The sequence below is a fragment of the Desulfolithobacter dissulfuricans genome, from assembly GCF_025998535.1.
Taxonomy (GTDB): domain Bacteria; phylum Desulfobacterota; class Desulfobulbia; order Desulfobulbales; family Desulfobulbaceae; genus Desulfolithobacter; species Desulfolithobacter dissulfuricans.
In genome coordinates this window covers 630986-648357 of the sequence record NZ_AP024233.1, presented here as the reverse complement: position 1 = coordinate 648357, position 17372 = coordinate 630986, and the positions used below count along the sequence as shown (strand labels likewise).

Genomic DNA, 17372 nt, shown 5'->3' with positions numbered 1-17372 from the left:
TGTGTAACAGAGATATGCTCAGGTTTAAGCAAATCCGCTCTGAAAGCAAACGACCTGACGGTTTTCTATTCATCAAGGAATAACCTGGACATTGGATGCTTCTTCCAGCTGCTTCACCTGGGTGAGCGTGTATCGTCTTTTCAGCTCTGCCATGGTCCTGGGACCGGGGATGCCGTCCGGCTCGAGCTGAGCCATTGTCTGGAATTCGACCAGCTTTTCCCGGGATGACGGACCCCAGATCCCGTCGACCTTGAGATTTGCGCCCAGGACCTGATTCAGCGCCTGCTGGAAAAACCGGACTTCATCGGGATTGCTGAGTGCTCCGCGGTCCTGCGCAACACTGTAGTCACGAAACGTGTTCTTCACAAAAAGCCGCCAATCCTCCTCGTTCACCCCCAATGCAGAAAGTGCTTCCTCCAGCGAAAAAGAGGATCCTTTCTCTTTCGCCATCCGGTACAGATCATCGACCAGCTGTCGCTGATCCAGAAACAGGAGCAGGAGACGAATTTCAGCGATTTCATTGGAATGGAGCCCTATTTCTTTGGCTTTTCCGGCCAGTACCTGGAGCGATGGTATGTTATCTTCACGCATCCTGTCCATTCGCCAGTTAGGCAGAGTGTTGAGTCGGGCAGAAGTCCATTGTGTCCGCTCATAAAGGCTGGCAAGACCTTCATTGAGCCACGGCGGAGCCTGGGGAAAATCGGCCTCTATCAACGCATGGATCATTTCATGCAGCAGGGTGCCGTATCCGGTACGTCCTCCCGTGGTCATGATCAGATTATCGGCAGGGTTGTAATAACCAAGAAATGGAGCGTAGAGCGGAAGACCGACCTGAGGATACAGTTTTCTTGTCGCCTCTACCAGCACATGGGGCCTGGAGGAAATCAGGACGACAAGCAGACGACGGGGCAGGTCCTCAAAATACTGGTTCCGAAAATAGTTATAAAAATCTTTAATACCTCTTTCATAATGGACTTCCGGGGAGATGTCATCTTCCACTCCAACGACCAGGAACACATCTTTGCCCACCATTTTGACGTCCATTCCACGCAGCATGCGCCTGAGGGTGCCTTCCAGAGGGCGCGACGAATCCCCAATACTGATAACCGGCAGCCGCTGCGGGAGTTTGTCGATGTTGCTCTGATCCATTTCAACGGTACCACGTTTCATGATAAAGCTGATCGACACGCCGGGACTGGCCCAACGGCTCACCCTCAGCTTGGCCAGCTGAACCTGGCAGTATTCGAATTCGGTCTGAATATAGTGTCGCTGCTGGTCAGTTGATGCCAGTGACCGGGCCTTTTCCAGCCAGCGAGACGCTTCTTCCCAGCGTCCCAGGGTGTTGTTGAGCGCTCCCATGCTGAATACGTATTTATACGTATCAGGAGCGAAAAGATTGGCGGATTCAAGATAGTCGAGCGCCTTGCGCAGCTCAGCTTTCGTTGGCCTTTCCTGACGGTAGATCGCCAGAAAACGCTGGTAATTCTGTTCTGCTTCACCATCCTCGGCAATGACCGACACCAATATTCCAGGGCAGGACGCAAAAAACATCACACATGCCAAAAAAATCCCCCTTCGGTGGATGAGCAGAGACAACATGAAATCCTCCCTCCCAGCTTAGTCAGGCACGGGTACCCGGTGCAGTGTTTCGGCACCCTTTGCCGCTGCTTCGCTCACCGAGGCTCCGGAAGGAGGCACCGCTTTAATCTCCATCGGCTTTTTAACTGTCAGCCCCCAGATTATAATGGCTGCCCCCATCAACACGAAAAGCGCACCGGGACTTGCGGCTTGCAACTTGGTTTTGAAGCCGGAACCCGAAAAACCGAAATCAATCTCACCGGTGACGCCCTTGAGCAGGGTGTCATGTCCCAGCCGGACAATCAGATATCCCAGCACAAAGGCGGTGATCTTAAGGGCCATTACGCTCAGCATAAAGGTAATAGCGATGGGGGTACTGGTGGCAATGATGTTCTCGACCGGGACAATCTCCGTTGGCCCTGCCGCACCGGCCTGCCCGCAGGGCCAGGCAACGGCAGCCATTCCAGTCCAGAAGGGACCGTTTACCCGGACACTGCGGATTACACGATTGCGGAGGCGGGATATTTCTTCTTTCATGGTTACCGTTCCCTGACCCATCTCCTTTTCCCTGGTTGTTCAACAGCGAAAAACTCCCTCATGGCACTGCTACTCACCTTCTCCGACCGGTTCCGCAGACGTCGAGAGGAACCCCCGTCCCTGCGCAAAGTAGATATAGACCGGCTTTTCATTACGCAACATGTCAAAAACACTTGAGAACATGGCCGAAGGCAAGTGCATCTTTATCCGCCCTCCGCTGTCCGAATCGTTTTCGAAACGCATATCCGGATCATTAAACCTGATATAGCCGACAGTTTTCCCATTGCTGCCGTACAGGGCGATCTGGGCCCGGTTCGTCTGGTAACCGGTGGGACTTCCATAGACGAGGACATGATACTTCTTGATTTCATTAGCCATGCCGAACCTCCCTTATAGAGTTCAAGATACAACGCCGGCAGAAAATGCCAGATCTGTTTCAGGGGCAGCTATCTGCCTCCTCCCCAGCGGGTTTTCCCCTTCTTTTCTGAGACGGGTAAGTTTAACCGCTGTTTTTAACAACAGCATACCAGAGGCAAAGTAACAATCCGGTAACAGGCCGGAAAAAGAATTCGATTCAGCCGGGGCCAATCCCTTCCTCCGGAACATTAGACACTACTCACCTTCTGCCTGGAAGCGGATCGCCTGAGGGTATGGACCACGGAGGAATGGCTGACTTGCCATCCCGGCCTGGATACCGGTGGGTTGGGAGGTACAGGGGAGGAGTTACGATATTATCTTTTTTGCCTTCCTGGCAAGGGCGTGGAGTTTGGGGCCAGGCTGCCGGCCGGTTTGAGCGGAGATAACTTTTTCAGCCCGGCGGAAAATGTTCAGGGCATAGACCGGATAACCGGCCTCCATGTACTGTTCCATCAGGGAGGCATAAACGGTTTCATGGAGAGGATCGGCATGGCAAGCCTGCTCGAGCAGGGCCAGCACCACATCTTTATCGCCGGTCCCGTTTCCGGCCAGTTGGAGAGCGCCCCTTACAAAAAGTGCGCGCAGTTTTTTGCGGCAGTCAACGATCCACCACTCTTCCTGGTCTGGTAAAAATTCATCCCGGTAGGAGCAGAGAACCTGCTGGAGTTCACGACAGTTCTCCTTCCCCGGCCTCTTCATTGCCTGAACAAATGCCAGGGAATCCACCCGGCAAAGGGCGCTGACCAGGGAAACCCGTTTGTGCTTGACAGCCAGCCATGTCGTTCCCTCCTCCAGGCCGGGGGTGGCCACCTTGCGCAGCCTGGACAGGGCCATCTTAAGGTTGTTCAGGGCCCGGTCGCCATCACTGTCAGGCCAGAGCAGGAGGGCGAGTTTTTCCTGGGAAACCTTGGTCCCGCCCAGGGCGATGATGGCCCAGAGCAACTCCTTTGAACGACGGCCCTTCCACATCCTGTCGTACACTTCCTGGCCATTGATCGTAACCCGGAAACCGCCCAGCATCTGGATTCGTATCGGTGGACCCTGGACCGGTGCGGGAGATACAGCTCCGGGAGGAAGGGGAGCATACAGCCCCCGTTCTATCTTTTCGATGAATTTGCGCCCCCTATACAGGGCCAGCAGCGATTCACCTTTTGGCAGAACAGCGCCGGCCCTCTCAAAATATCCGGCTGCCAGGGGACGATTTCCAAGCCGAACATGGATCATTGCCAGTTCCAGAAAAGCGGTGGATGCGAACAGGGTAAATCCCCGGTCCTGCCATCTGGGAAGCCAGCGGTTGAAATGGTCCATGGCCTGGGCATTTTCCTCCAGGTCAGCCAGGGCCTGGCCACGGATCAGGGCGGCAATGGGCGCAATGAGCTGACTGTTGCTCATCCTGCCCCGCTGGAGGGCAGCCTCGGCATGGAGCAGGGCCTTGCGCGGCGTACCCAGGCGGAGGGCGGCGATAGCCAGGCAGAAATGCATGCAGGCAAGGTGATAGTAGTTGCAGGGCAGAATGGTTTTATCCATTATAAAATCAGCAACTTCCTGGATCATGACCAGGTCCCCTTCCAGGCAGAGCCCATACAGGTAGTTGGTGTACAGGTGCAGGGTTATGGAAAGGGGAAAGCGGGCCATGGCGCCATGCTTCACCACTCCGGCCAGCATGGCCAATCCCTCGCTGCTCTCTCCCTTGATCACCCGACAGAGTCCGAGACAGGAGTGAAAGAGAAGGGTGGACAGGGAGGATGCCTCCAGAAGCTCGCTCAGGGCGAGATTTTCGCTTAAAAGAAACTCGGCGTTGGTCAGGTCTCCGGACCAGAAGGAGCAGAATGCAGCGGTGGAGGCATGGAGCAGACGCAGTGAGACGGATTCGGATTTTTCGGCCCAGTGCTGCTGCACCGTATAGGGCATGACCGCCAGGTCGAGATTACCCTGGCCGGTGAGTTCCGCCAGGGCCATGTAACCCAGCAGCGAGGCAACGGCCAGCGAGGACACCTCGCGGATCCTCCTGAGCAGGAAGTCGGCCCGGCACATCCAGAGCTCGTAGAGACGAAAATCCCGGCCGCTCGCCCAGATCGCACCTATGGCGGCGCCGACACAACCATAGGCTCCTTCCAGGTCATCAATGAACAGAAACGTGACATACAGTTGGTCATATATCTGCAGGGAAGGTTCTTCCTTCAGGGATTCCCGAAGAAAATGGATTCTGGGCGGCAAACGAAACTCGTCCCTGCCGGCCACCATCGGCCGCAATGCCTCGGCCAGGCGGCAAAAATCCATATTGAACCACGATACGAGGCCGGTCCGACAGATACTGGTTATGTCCGGTGTTGTTTTTTCCAAGAGCTGGGCACACGGATTTGATAGCTGAAAAGAGAAGAACACCCGGCCAACCCGCACCTCCTATAACCGTGCGAAAAGAGCTGAATTATCCTGGGGATAAACCAGCATAGCTGGACCAGATTTCGGAACTGTCCAGCCAAAACGAACCATGAAAAGCACCCTGGCAGCACCACGCCCATGGGCGATTTTCGGATAAGCATTTCCGGGAAACTCTGGGATAGAAGTACCGTGAGCCAGAGGTTACGTCACTTAAAAAATCGTCCTGTTGTCCGCCGGGGCAGGACAACTTCAGCGAAGTTGGCTGTGGCACAACCACCTTAGAAAAAACAAGAAAAATTCATCAAAACAGAAAACAGGGCCCGGCGGGGAAAAACAGGAACCACCACCGGCTGCGGACGGAGTGACAGGGGATCAGGCCTGGGAAGCCGGCAAACCGATCAGTCTGGCCAGTTTCAGGGCCTGCCGTGTGGTCTTGACATCATGGACCCGGATGATATCCGCCCCTGCAGGAAGCAGAGAGCCGAGACCACAGCGGTGGGACAGTCCCGTTCGGTCACGGGAATTCCGAACAGCTTGTCAAAAAAGGACTTGCGGGAATGACCGATCAGCACCCGGTGACCGGTTGCCCGGAACCGGGCCACGTTGCGCAGAATTTCAAGGTTATGCTCCAGGGTTTTGCCAAAGCCTATACCGGGATCAATAATAATCCTCCTGGAATCGATACCCTGTTCGCTCATCCAGGCAATCCGCTCCTGAAAAAAGGTGATGATATCTTCCACCACATCATCATAGCGCGGATCAAGCTGCATGGTCCGGGGCGTCCCCTGCATGTGCATGATGATAACCGGTCCATCACAGGACCGCACCACATCAGCCATGTCGGGATCGTGACGCAGGGCAGAGATGTCGTTGACCATGGTGGCCCCGGCAGCCAGCGCGGCCCGGGCCACAGAGGCCTTGGTGGTATCGATGGAAACGGGAATATCGGTCTGTTGCCGTATGATCTCAATGGCAGGAAGGACCCGCTCAAGCTCCTGGTCCTCTGGAACCGGATCGGCAAAGGGCCGGGTTGATTCCCCGCCCACATCGATGATATCCACCCCTGGGAGAGCATCTCCTCAACCTGGCGAGCAATATCCTCCATGGAGGTAAAGCGGCCGCCATCGGAAAAGGAATCCGGGGTCACGTTGAGGATCCCCATGATCTGAACTGCAGGTTTTTCAGATACCATGTCCTGAGACATCCATTTGTGGTTTAACCTGAACCCTGCAGATGTCCGGCATTCGAACGTTGAAACAGGAACATCTACGGCGTCGGCTTCACCGGTTTCGTGCTCGACGTACCAACGTACGCCTGCGCCGAAACCGGCTCGCCTCCTTGTATCTGCACCTGTTTCGACGTTCTCGGTGCACGAACAGTGATGCGGCGAGACCGCATGACGACTGCAGGATTCAGGTTGAAGGTGAAACACACAAAAGGCACAGGTATTCACTGTGCCTTTTGTGTACTGGCCAAACTTTACCTGGCTGTTGCAGGCCGCTCAGACTGTGGCGTCCCCGGTGATCCTGGGTTCCTCGCCCCGGGAGGTGTCCTGCTCGCTGTCTTCCGATTCCCGGTCCTCACGTACCTCGGCGGTCTGCACCGGCTCGGCGGATTCACCGGAAGGCTGGGCCGGCTGCGGACCAGGTTCTTCTGTCCCGGATTCCGACATTTGCTCTTCGGACGGTCGCATCTCATTGATGATCCGGTCGATGTCCTCAAGTATGATGGTCTCTTTTTCCAAAAGCTCCCTGGCCACTGCCTTAAGGATATCGAGATTTTCCTGGAGCAGCAGTTCCACCTTGGAACTGGCATCGAGGATGATTTTCTTGACCGCATCGTCGATCTTCTGGGCGGTGGATTCAGAGTAATCCCGGTGCTGGGCTATCTCACGGCCCAGAAAGATCTGCTCCTCCTTCTTGCCGTAGGTCAGGGGGCCAAGCTCATCGCTCATACCCCACTCGCAGACCATCTTCCTTGCCAGCTCGGTGGCACGTTCCAGGTCATTGCCGGCCCCGGTGGTAATTTCATCAAACACCAGTTTTTCAGCCATCCGGCCACCAAAGAGAATGGCAATGGAGTTGAGCAGGTATTTTTTCGAATGGGTATACTTCTCATCCAGCGGAAGCTGCATGGTCAGACCAAGCGCCCTGCCCCGCGGAATAATGGTCACCTTGTGGATGGGATCGGTATCCGGCAGCAGCCGGGCTACCAGCGCATGACCGGCCTCGTGATAGGCCGTGACCTCTTTCTCCTTTTCACTGATGATCATGGACTTGCGCTCAGCGCCCATCATGATCTTGTCCTTGGCCTGCTCGAGCCGCTCTAAAGTGATCTCTTCCTCGCCGGCACGGGCAGCCATGAGCGCTGCCTCGTTGATCAGGTTTTCCAGATCAGCGCCGGAAAACCCGGGCGTGCCCCGGGCAATGACGGCAAAGTCGACATTGGCGGCCATCTTGGTCTTGCGGCCGTAGATCTCGAGGATCTTTTCCCGCCCCTTGATGTCAGGAATTGGCACGACCACCTGGCGGTCAAAACGACCGGGCCGCAGCAGAGCCGGATCAAGGACGTCGGGCCGGTTGGTGGCCGCGATGATAATGACCCCCTCGTTGGCCTCGAAACCGTCCATTTCAACCAGTAACTGGTTCAGAGTCTGCTCGCGTTCATCATGACCACCGCCAAGACCCGCACCCCGGTGCCGTCCCACCGCGTCGATCTCATCGATGAAGATGATGCAGGGAGCGTGTTTCTTGCCCTGGTTGAACAGGTCACGGACCCGGGAGGCACCGACACCGACGAACATCTCGACAAAGTCAGAGCCCGAAATGGTAAAAAACGGTACCCCGGCCTCGCCGGCAATGGCCTTGGCCAGGAGTGTCTTACCGGTACCTGGAGGTCCGGCAAGCAAAACACCCTTTGGAATGCGTCCACCAAGTTTGGTGAACTTCTGCGGATCCCTCAGGAAATCGATAATTTCTTCAAGCTCTTCCTTGGCCTCATCAATACCGGCCACATCCTTGAAGGTGACATTGACCTCTCCTTCACCCTGCAGCTTGGCCCGGGTCTTGCCAAAGGACAGGGCACCGCCCTTGCCCCCCATCTGCATCTGGCGCATGAAGAAGATCCACACGCCGATAAGCAACAGCATGGGAAACCAGGAGATGAAGATAGACATCCACAGCGATTCCCGTTCCGGTTCCTTGACCGTGATATCCACACCGGATTTGCGCAGCATGGGAATCAGTTCGAGATCCGGCGGCACCACGGTGACAAAGGGCCGGCCATTGCTACCGATGCCGTAGATCTTCTCTCCCTGAATGGTGACCTTGTTGATGGCCCCGTTTTCCACGCTGGACCAGAACTCGGAATAGGTCATGGCCGTCTGCTGACCCTGCGGTTTGTTGAACAGGTTGAAAAGCAGGATCATGGTCAGACCAATCACCAGCCACATACTCAGATTTTTATAGAAAGTATTCAAACAACATCTCCAAATTATATAATAAGTAATCCTTACCGGGTCAGACGTCGCTGACCCCGACCTGTGCACTCCATAGTAACATAATCATCAAAGTCAGGAAGAGCACGAAGGATTTCAAAGTACAGGTCATGTACTACCATTTTTTTTCCGGCGACCGTTCAGGACCGGCAACCATGCCAAAGGAAGAGGCCAGGGCTGGATACCGGGAGAAGAGACCCGGTCATTCCCTTTGGTTGTCCGGCATCCCGACCGGATGTGCTATTCATTGTCGGCGGAAAACTCCTGGACCGTCTTGACCGCAATTTCCTGTTTGCCGATGGTGGCAATGGCCTGGACAATGGACGAAGCTCCTGAAATAGTCGTTGTGTAGGGGATATGGAAATCAAGCGCCGCCCGGCGAATGGTGTAGGAATCCTCGGTGGTCCGTGACCCTGAGGAGGTATTGATGATCCACTGGATGGCACCGTCCTGGATCTTGTCCAGAATATGGGGACGTCCCTGGGAGATTTTGTTGACCCTTTCGCATGGAACCCCATTCTCCTGGAGAAACACGGCGGTACCGCGTGTAGCCACCAGGGCAAATCCGATCTCGCTCAGCTTGGCTGCCACCGGAAGGACGCCCTCCTTGTCTCCCTTGCGCACACTGATAAAGACGGTGCCCGACAGCGGCAGGTCCTGGCCGGCTGCCTGCTGGGATTTGGCCACAGCCAGGCCCAGGGAATCGTCAATACCCATCACTTCACCGGTGGACTTCATCTCCGGGCCCAGCAGGGTATCCACGTTTTCGAACCGGTCAAAGGGGAACACAGCCTCCTTCACCGCCCAGTGGCTGATCTGTTTTTCCCCGGTAAAACCAAGTTCCGCAAGAGGAATGCCCATCATCACCTTGGTGGCGATCTTGGCCAGCGGTACTCCGGTGGCCTTGGATACAAAGGGCACGGTCCGGGAAGCCCGGGGATTGACCTCCAGCACATAGAGATTCTCATCCTTGACCGCGTACTGGACATTCATAAGCCCGATCACCCCAAGTTCTTCGGCCATGGCCTTGGTGGCCCGGGTAATCTCGTCAATCATCGCCGGGGACAGGGTATGGGGCGGCAGGACACAGGCCGAGTCACCCGAATGGATTCCGGCCTCTTCAATATGTTCCATGATACCGCCGATCACGGTCATCTTGCCATCGGATACCGCATCCACATCCACTTCTATGGCATCCTTGAGAAACTTGTCAAGCAGTACAGGATGCTCGCCGCCGGCGATACCGGGGATGGCCATGAAGTCACGGATTCCCTGTTCGTTATATACAATACGCATATCGCGGCCCCCGAGCACATAGGAGGGCCGCACGACCACGGGATAGCCGATACGCTCGGCTTCGGCCAGGGCTTCTTCCAGGGTATGGACAGTCCCGTTTTCCGGCTGCCGCAACCCGAGTTTCTGCAGGAACTGCTGGAAGCGCTTGCGGTCCTCGGCCCGGTCAATGGCATCCGGGGGAGTGCCGATAATCTTTACTCCAGCCTGATCCAGGGGCACCGCCAGATTGAGCGGTGTCTGCCCGCCAAACTGGACAATGACCCCGTCCGGTTGTTCCCGCTCAATAATATTAAGCACATCTTCCCGGGTCAAGGGCTCAAAATAGAGTTTATCCGAGGTATCGTAGTCGGTGGAGACCGTTTCGGGATTGGAGTTGACCATAATCGACTCGACCCCGATTTCGCGCAGGGCAAACGAAGCATGAACACAGCAGTAGTCAAACTCGATACCCTGGCCGATCCGGTTGGGACCGCCACCCAGGATCATGATTTTCTTCCTGTCGGTAATCCTGGCCTCGTCTTCCTGTTCGTATGTGGAATAATAGTAGGGTGTATAGGATTCAAACTCGGCCGCGCAGGTATCCACCAGCTTGTATACCGGTTCGATCCCTTCCTTCTTGCGAAGCTGCCGGATATCATCCTCCGAGGTACCTGTGATATGAGCCAGCTGCATATCGGAAAAACCGAGCTGCTTGGCCTGGTACAGGGTCTCTTTGTCCAAGCCTGAAAAGCCCTTGTCCGACAGCTGTTTCCCTGCATTCACGATCTCACACAGGTTGATCAGAAACCAGGGATCAATGTGGGTCAGCTCATGGATTCGTTCCAGATCCATATCCCTGCGCAGGGCCTCGAACAGATAGGCAGTCCGCCTGGAATTGGGCCGGGTCAGACCCTGCTCCAGATCCCGCCAGTGCATATCCGCCATATCTTCCTTGCCATCAAAGCCAAAGCCCATCCGTCCGATTTCAAGGGAACGCATGCCCTTCTGGAACGCTTCCTTGAAGGTCCGGCCGATGGCCATGGTCTCGCCGACAGACTTCATGGCCGTGGTCAGGGTATCTTCGGCTTCGGGGAATTTTTCAAAGGTCCAGCGCGGAATCTTGACCACACAGTAATCAATGGTCGGCTCGAAGGCGGCATAGGTTTCCCTGGTGATATCATTGGGAATCTCGTCCAGGGTATAGCCGATCGCCAGCTTGGCCGCGATCTTGGCGATGGGAAATCCGGTTGCCTTGGAGGCCAGGGCCGAGGAACGCGACACCCGCGGATTCATCTCGATGACCATGAGCTCGCCATCCGCGGGATTGACCGCAAACTGGACATTTGAGCCACCCGTTTCCACCCCGATTTCCCGGATGATGGCAATGGCGGCATCGCGCATCTCCTGGTACTCCCGGTCGGTGAGCGTCTGGGCCGGAGCCACCGTGATGGAATCACCGGTGTGGACGCCCATGGCATCCATGTTTTCGATGGAACAGATGATGACCACATTATCTTTGCGGTCCCGCATGACCTCGAGCTCGTATTCCTTCCAGCCAAGCAGGCTGCGCTCTATCATAATCTCGGTGGTCATCGACAGATCGAGCCCGGCCGTGGCCAGCTCTTTGAGTTCCTTTCGGTTATAGGCCACTCCGCCGCCGGTGCCGCCCAGGGTAAAACTGGGCCGGACAATGAGCGGAAAACCGATGGTTTCGCCGGCGGCCATGGCATCGTCCAGGGTATGAACAATGGCCGATTCCGGTACCTTGAGGCCGATCTTGCGCATGGCGGCCCGAAACTCCTCCCTCCCCTCGGCCTTGCGGATGACCTCGATATTGGCGGCCAGCAGTTCCACCCCGTACTTGTCGAGGATGCCGGTTTCCGCCACCTTGATGGCCGTGTTGAGACCGGTCTGCCCTCCCAGTGTCGGCAGCAGGGCGTCAGGACGCTCCCGCTCTATTACCCGGATCACGCATTCCGGGGTGATGGGTTCAATATAGGTTCGATCGGCCAGCTCCGGATCGGTCATGATGGTGGCGGGATTGGAGTTGATCAGGACAACCTCATACCCCTCTTCTTTCAAGGCCTTGACCGCCTGGGTGCCGGAGTAATCAAACTCGCAGGCCTGGCTGATGATGATCGGACCGGAGCCGATAATAAGAATCTTGTGTATATCTGTACGCTTAGGCATCGTTTTTAACTGTCAGTTTGCAGGAAAGGAGAATACAATATCAGTTGTTCTCGGCCATAAGTTCGATAAACCGATCAAAAAGATACTGGGCATCATGGGGACCGGGGGCGTGCTCAGGATGGTACTGGACGGAAAACACGGGATACTTCGTGTGCCGCATGCCCTCCAGGCTGCCGTCGTTGAGATTTATGTGGGTCACTTCCACCTCGGCGGGCAGACTGTCAGGATCGACGCAGAACCCGTGGTTCTGGGAGGTGATCTCCACCTTGCCGGTGGTCAGATCCTTGACCGGCTGGTTACCGCCGCGATGGCCGAATTTCAGTTTATAGGTCGATCCGCCGAAGGCAAGTCCCAGGATCTGGTGGCCAAGACAGATACCGAAGATGGGCTTTTTACCAAGCAGCTGCCGGACATTGTCCACCACGCCCTCCACTCCGGCCGGATCGCCGGGCCCGTTGGAAAGGAAAATCCCGTCGGGCTCCAGGGCCAGGACCTCGTCGGCCGAGGTTGTCGCCGGAACCACCTGGACCGCACAGCCAAGTTCGGTGAGGATGCGCAGCTGGTTGAACTTGATGCCGAAGTCATAGGCCACAACCTTGAACCTTTTCCCGTCGGCTTCAGGATAGCCCGCCCCCTCCACCGGTCCCGCCGCTGTCCACCCGTAGGGCTTAGCGCAGGTCACCCGGACGACCATATCCCGGCCCACCAGGCCCGGCCACTCCCTGGCCCGCCGGACCAGCGAGGCCTCGTCCAGATCCTCGGTGGAGATGATGGCCTTCATGGCCCCGGTATTGCGGATCAGCCGGGTCAGCATCCTGGTATCCACCCCTTCTATGCCGAGAATACCGTATTTCTGCAGAAATTCCGCAAGGGTGGCCGTAGCCCGGTAGTTTGAGGGAAAACGCTGGTACTCCCGCATGATAAAGGCGCGGGGATGGACACTGGCCGACTCCATGTCCTCATCATTGACACCGTAGTTGCCGATAAGAGGATAGGTCATGGTCACCAGTTGCCCGGTATACGACGGATCGGTCAGGATTTCCTGGTAGCCGCTCATGGAGGTGTTGAAGACGATCTCACCCGCCGCTTCTCCAGAGCCGGTGAAAGACCTGCCGGTGAGGACTGTTCCGTCCTCAAGCGCAATCATTGCTTTCATATATTTTGTAACGTTAGGGTTGAAAGTCCTGCCCCGCTTCAACCAGGGAAGCGCGACTTTCGGGTTTGCCTTGGCAGAATCACTTATGGGTGCCTTGAAAAATTAGGATTTTCGTTCAAGATCAAGGAACAGCAAAATTAGCCGGACAGCTTGACTGTTCAGCGAAAAGCGCAGCATATTAAGTATATGTGAGCATTTTTCATTTTGCTGTGACGCAGAGATCGGACGAAAATACAATTTTTCAAGGTAGCCTTATTCTGCACGTTGTATAACTTCCATTACCATGGCCGCCTGTCGCCCGGCCGCTCCTTTCTGGGCACGGGATACCCGGCGTGCGGCTGCACAGATGGCGCTGTATTTTTCCCGGTCAGCCATGTGGGCAAGCAGAGTCCTTGCCAGTTCGGCGGTGTTTCTGACCTGGAATCCGCAACCGCCCTGGACCACCAGATCCACCGCATCCCGGAAATCCTTCATGCTCGGACCGAAGTACACCGGCCGGCCCCAGCGGACGGCTTCCATGATGTTGTGGCCACCCTTGTCCACCAGGCTGCCACCGCAGAACAGGTAATCTCCGGCCGCATACAACTCGGCCAGGTCTCCCATGGTGTCCACCAGGACCACCCTGTGTCGTCTGGCCGCACCGCCCTGGAGGACGGAAAAAAGGTCACAGTCCAGACCCTGCCGCGAGAGTTCCCGCCGTACCGTATCAAGCCGCTCCAGGTGCCGGGGCGCCACGACCCAGACAATATCCCGGCCGCTTTCCCGGCGCAGGTGCTGCACCACATCAGCCAGCAATATTTCTTCGCCGGTGCGCGTCGAGCCGCTGACAAATACGATCTCGTCCCGCACGCCCAGCAGGCTCCGGAAGCGTTCCCGGCCAGCAGGGTCCGCCTCATCTCCAGGGTCGAACTTGACGTTGCCGGTGACCTCAATTTTTTCGCCGGGCACCCCCAGGGCCTGAAAACGGGCCCTGTCGGTTTCGCTTATCACGCCGATACGCACAAAACCGGCCAGAATATTTGGGACAAGCGGGCCAAGATGCCGGTACCGCCTGCAGGATCGCTCCGACATTCTGCCATTGAGGAGCAGCATGGGAATTCCGGCATGGGACAGGTCCGAGAGCATCACGGGCCAGAGTTCGGTTTCCAGACAGATGTAACAGTCAGGTCGTATGTGCGACAGGGCCCGGCGCACCGCGGGCGCCGCATCCAGTGGCGCCATCAGGCAGACAGCCTGGCCGGCCAGCTGCCGGGCGGCGACCCGGTGACCCTGCCGGGTCATGGTGGTCAGAACAATCTCCAGTTCCTGCGACCGGGCCCGCAACCCGCCAACGAGGGCCCTGGCGGCCTTCACCTCACCCACCGAGGCCGCATGAATCCATATCCTGGGCACCCCGGGCCTCTTGTCAGCAAGTTCCGGATACCAGCCAAGACGCTGTGCCAGGCCGAATCCGGGCCCGGTGGAGCCAAATCTTTTGAGGAGGGGGGAAGACAGCAGAAGCGTCAACCAGACAATTCTGCCCGCCACGCGGTATACCTTGTACAGCAATCCGCCTCCTGCCCTGTCACCACCTTTTTCGCAACTCAGCACACAAATCAGACTATTTAAACAGGATTGCCATGCCGAGTCAATAGGGAACGGACCCCAGGCGGTGAAAAGCGGACCCGGCCAAAGCTCTCCAACCCGGGGAACCGGAGACGGGTTTTACTTGACAAGAATCAGCTGGATAGTTAAGCAAACTTCTTGCAGCGGGACCCGCCGGCTGCAAGGAGACAACAGTTTTCACCAGGCAAACCCGAACCGGCGATACGACCATATCATGCGCAGAAACATTTTCTTATTTTTCTTTTTCCTGACCGGACTGCTCTGCCTGTCCGGCCAGGCCATACAGGCAAAGGAACAAACCATGAAAGACGGACTCTATGCAAAACTCATCACCAGCAAAGGCGATATCCTCCTCAAACTCTACTACGACAAGACCCCGCTCACAGTCATCAACTTTGTCGGCCTCGCCGAAGGCACGCAGATCCTGGGCGGGGCTGCAAAACCCACCGGCGTTCACTTCTACGACGGCCTCACCTTTCACCGGGTGATCAAGGACTTCATGATACAGGGCGGCTGCCCGCTGGGCACCGGAACCGGAGGGCCGGATTACACCTTCCCCGATGAAATCGTTCCGGAACTCAAGTTCGATCGTCCCGGACTGCTGGCCATGGCCAATGCCGGCCCGAGCACCAATGGCAGCCAGTTTTTCATCACCCATGTCCCCACCCCGCACCTGAATGGCAAGCACACCATTTTCGGCGAAGTGGTCGAAGGCCAGGACGTGGTAAACAATATCGAGCAGGGTGACAGGATCGAAAAGGTCGAGATCATCCGGGTTGGCAGGGAAGCCGAGGAGTTCCAGACTGACCACAAGGCCTTTGAAGCAACGCTTGCCGCCCTGAAGCAGAAAGAAGAAGAGGCCCGACAGAAGGAAGCCGATGCGGTCCGGGAGATGATCAAGAAGAAATGGCCCGAGGCCAGGAAAACCGCCTCCGGTCTCTATTATGTTGTTGTCAAGGAAGGTGAAGGGGAGACCCCCAGGCCCGGCGCCACCGTGAAGGCCCATTACACCGGCCGGCTGCTGGCCAACGGACGCAAGTTCGACTCCTCCTATGACCGCGGCGAACCCATCAGCTTCCCAGTGGGTGTCGGCCGGGTGATCCGCGGCTGGGACGAGGCCCTGAGCCAGATGAAACGGGGTGAGAAGCGAATTTTGATCATTCCGCCGGACCTGGCCTACGGCGACCGCGGCGCCGGTGGCGTGATCCCGCCCGGTGCCTGGCTGGTATTTGACGTGGAACTGGTTGATTTCTAACCCGCGACCGGCTCATCAGCCATAAACTCTGACGGCGGGCCTGACGGTCCGCCGTTTTTTGTTCTGTTTTCTTCCACCTTCTGCCGCCCCCCAGCCACCAACCGGAAAGCACTCCATCACCGGACACCAGGAGCCCAGATGTTGCCGAGCAAAACCACGTACATCCGCCTGATCATGACCATGATCTTCTGGGGCGGCACCTTTGTCACCGGCCGATGGGTATCGGCGGAAATGCATCCCCTGGCTGCCGCGTCCGGACGCTTCCTGCTTGCCGCCACCATGCTCCTCATGGTCACCTGGCTGCGGGAAAAGAGCCTGCCCCGCCTGGACAGACGCCAGATGGTGGCCATGGCACTTCTCGGCCTGACCGGGGTCTTTGCCTACAACATCCTTTTCTTCACCGGCCTGCAGACCGTGGAAGCCGGCCGCGGCGCCATGATTATCGCCGCCAACCCGGTGGTCACGGCCCTGCTGGCCATCCCGCTTCTCGGCGAACGGTTCAGTCTCCAGCGCAGCATCGGCATCGCGCTGGCGCTGGCCGGGGCCATCACCGTTATCTCCCATGGCAATCCCATGAAGATCCTCCAGGGCAACGTCGGCCTGGGCGAGCTCTGCCTGGTGGGCTGCGTGCTCAGCTGGGCCGCCTATTCGATCATCGGCAAGAAACAGCTCCTCCGCATATCGCCGCTGGTGGCGGTGACTTATTCCTGCGTGGCCGGAGCAATATTTCTCACCATTGCCGCGCTCCTGGCCGGTCACCCGCCCGTGGTCACCGGTGTCAGTCCCCGGGCTCTGGCCAGCCTGGTCTACATGGCGCTGTTCGGCACCACCATAGGCTTTATCTGGTTCTACCAGGGAGTGCACGAACTGGGTGCCGGACGGGCCTCCCTGTTCGTCAATCTGGTCCCGGTGGCCGGGGTCAGCCTGGGCATCCTGCTGCTTGGCGAACGGCCGGACAGCTCACTTTTTATCGGCGGCCTGCTGGTCTTCTGCGGACTCTACCTGATCAACCGCCGGGAACCGCTCAAAACCACGACCAGCTGATCTGGAAACACTGTTTCCCTTTCCATGACAGATGCCAATTTTTGAAGTTTTGAAAAATCTCCTTTTATAGTAAAAAAATTACGGGTAAACTTGATTATATTCATAAAGGCTTCTTTTTACCTGGGCGAACCCACTGGACATCTTCAATGCATGTGCCGAGATTTTTGTTTCGCTCCGACGAGATGATCCATTCCGGATCAATCATCCCTGTCGGCTGAAGATCAACTTCCAGACGCTCTGTAGATACTTCCCGGGAAGCGGTCTCCTATGGTGACCTGATGATACGTCATCACCGGCACCCCATTTTTTCGCGGTAGATCCCGCCCGCATGGAGGGGCCATAACGGCAGGTCGCAACCGCGAAAAGATGGAGCACCTGACATGACAAACACTTTTCCATTGTGATATCAACCTGATACAAACTTGTGTCCAGTTACA

The 17372-nt window shown here is 56.8% G+C and carries 10 protein-coding genes and 1 pseudogene; 2 read left to right on the top strand and 9 right to left on the bottom strand.

Annotation, left to right across the window (positions count from 1 at the left end):
• Nucleotides 1-72: 72 nt before the first annotated feature.
• From GF1_RS02710 to GF1_RS02670, 9 genes and pseudogenes are all read right to left on the bottom strand, one after another.
• Nucleotides 73-1599 carry a peptidoglycan-binding domain-containing protein gene (locus GF1_RS02710; protein ID WP_267928088.1) on the bottom strand — a complete coding sequence of 509 codons (1527 nt, stop codon included), beginning with the start codon at nt 1597-1599 and terminating at the stop codon, nt 73-75.
• Nucleotides 1600-1617: 18 nt separating this feature from the next.
• Nucleotides 1618-2115 (bottom strand): hypothetical protein, encoded by a 498-nt coding sequence (locus tag GF1_RS02705; RefSeq protein ID WP_267928087.1) that lies wholly within the window; start codon nt 2113-2115, stop codon nt 1618-1620.
• 69 nt (nt 2116-2184) lie between these two features.
• Nucleotides 2185-2493: a hypothetical protein gene (locus tag GF1_RS02700; RefSeq protein ID WP_267928086.1), complete on the bottom strand. Its 309-nt coding sequence runs from the start codon at nt 2491-2493 to the stop codon at nt 2185-2187.
• A 345-nt stretch (nt 2494-2838) separates the two neighbouring features.
• Entirely contained in the window at nt 2839-4812 is a 1974-nt protein-coding gene (locus tag GF1_RS02695) for a BTAD domain-containing putative transcriptional regulator (RefSeq protein WP_267928085.1), read from the bottom strand.
• 515 nt (nt 4813-5327) lie between these two features.
• Nucleotides 5328-6019 (bottom strand): annotated as a pseudogene (folP, locus tag GF1_RS02690) (dihydropteroate synthase).
• 396 nt (nt 6020-6415) lie between these two features.
• A complete protein-coding gene (gene ftsH / locus GF1_RS02685; RefSeq protein WP_326491580.1) occupies nt 6416-8392 on the bottom strand; it encodes an ATP-dependent zinc metalloprotease FtsH in 1977 nt (658 codons plus the stop codon).
• A 258-nt stretch (nt 8393-8650) separates the two neighbouring features.
• A complete protein-coding gene (gene carB / locus GF1_RS02680; RefSeq protein WP_267928084.1) occupies nt 8651-11875 on the bottom strand; it encodes a carbamoyl-phosphate synthase large subunit in 3225 nt (1074 codons plus the stop codon).
• 40 nt (nt 11876-11915) lie between these two features.
• Nucleotides 11916-13031: a glutamine-hydrolyzing carbamoyl-phosphate synthase small subunit gene (gene carA, locus GF1_RS02675; RefSeq protein WP_267928083.1), complete on the bottom strand. Its 1116-nt coding sequence runs from the start codon at nt 13029-13031 to the stop codon at nt 11916-11918.
• A 252-nt stretch (nt 13032-13283) separates the two neighbouring features.
• On the bottom strand, nt 13284-14579 hold the full coding sequence (locus GF1_RS02670) for a 3-deoxy-D-manno-octulosonic acid transferase (protein ID WP_267928081.1): 1296 nt from the start codon (nt 14577-14579) through the stop codon (nt 13284-13286).
• Nucleotides 14580-14937: 358 nt separating this feature from the next.
• Here GF1_RS02670 and GF1_RS16130 point away from each other — a divergent pair, with 358 nt between their 5' ends.
• Nucleotides 14938-15891 (top strand): peptidylprolyl isomerase, encoded by a 954-nt coding sequence (locus GF1_RS16130; protein ID WP_326491579.1) that lies wholly within the window; start codon nt 14938-14940, stop codon nt 15889-15891.
• A gap of 138 nt (nt 15892-16029) precedes the next feature.
• Complete coding sequence (locus tag GF1_RS02655; protein WP_267928080.1) at nt 16030-16935, top strand: DMT family transporter; 906 nt, start codon at nt 16030-16032, stop codon at nt 16933-16935.
• Nucleotides 16936-17372: the final 437 nt, after the last annotated feature.

Excerpts from the sequence above, each read along its gene's own strand:
- carB (WP_267928084.1), bottom strand. The coding sequence starts at position 11,875 with ATGCCTAAGCGTACAGATATACACAAGATTCTTATTATCGGCTCCGGT.
- GF1_RS02700 (WP_267928086.1), bottom strand. The coding sequence starts at position 2,493 with ATGGCTAATGAAATCAAGAAGTATCATGTCCTCGTCTATGGAAGTCCC.
- GF1_RS16130 (WP_326491579.1), top strand. The coding sequence starts at position 14,938 with ATGAAAGACGGACTCTATGCAAAACTCATCACCAGCAAAGGCGATATC.
- carA (WP_267928083.1), bottom strand. The coding sequence starts at position 13,031 with ATGAAAGCAATGATTGCGCTTGAGGACGGAACAGTCCTCACCGGCAGG.
- GF1_RS02695 (WP_267928085.1), bottom strand. The coding sequence starts at position 4,812 with ATGGATTTTTGCCGCCTGGCCGAGGCATTGCGGCCGATGGTGGCCGGC.
- GF1_RS02655 (WP_267928080.1), top strand. The coding sequence starts at position 16,030 with ATGTTGCCGAGCAAAACCACGTACATCCGCCTGATCATGACCATGATC.
- GF1_RS02710 (WP_267928088.1), bottom strand. The coding sequence starts at position 1,599 with ATGTTGTCTCTGCTCATCCACCGAAGGGGGATTTTTTTGGCATGTGTG.
- GF1_RS02705 (WP_267928087.1), bottom strand. The coding sequence starts at position 2,115 with ATGAAAGAAGAAATATCCCGCCTCCGCAATCGTGTAATCCGCAGTGTC.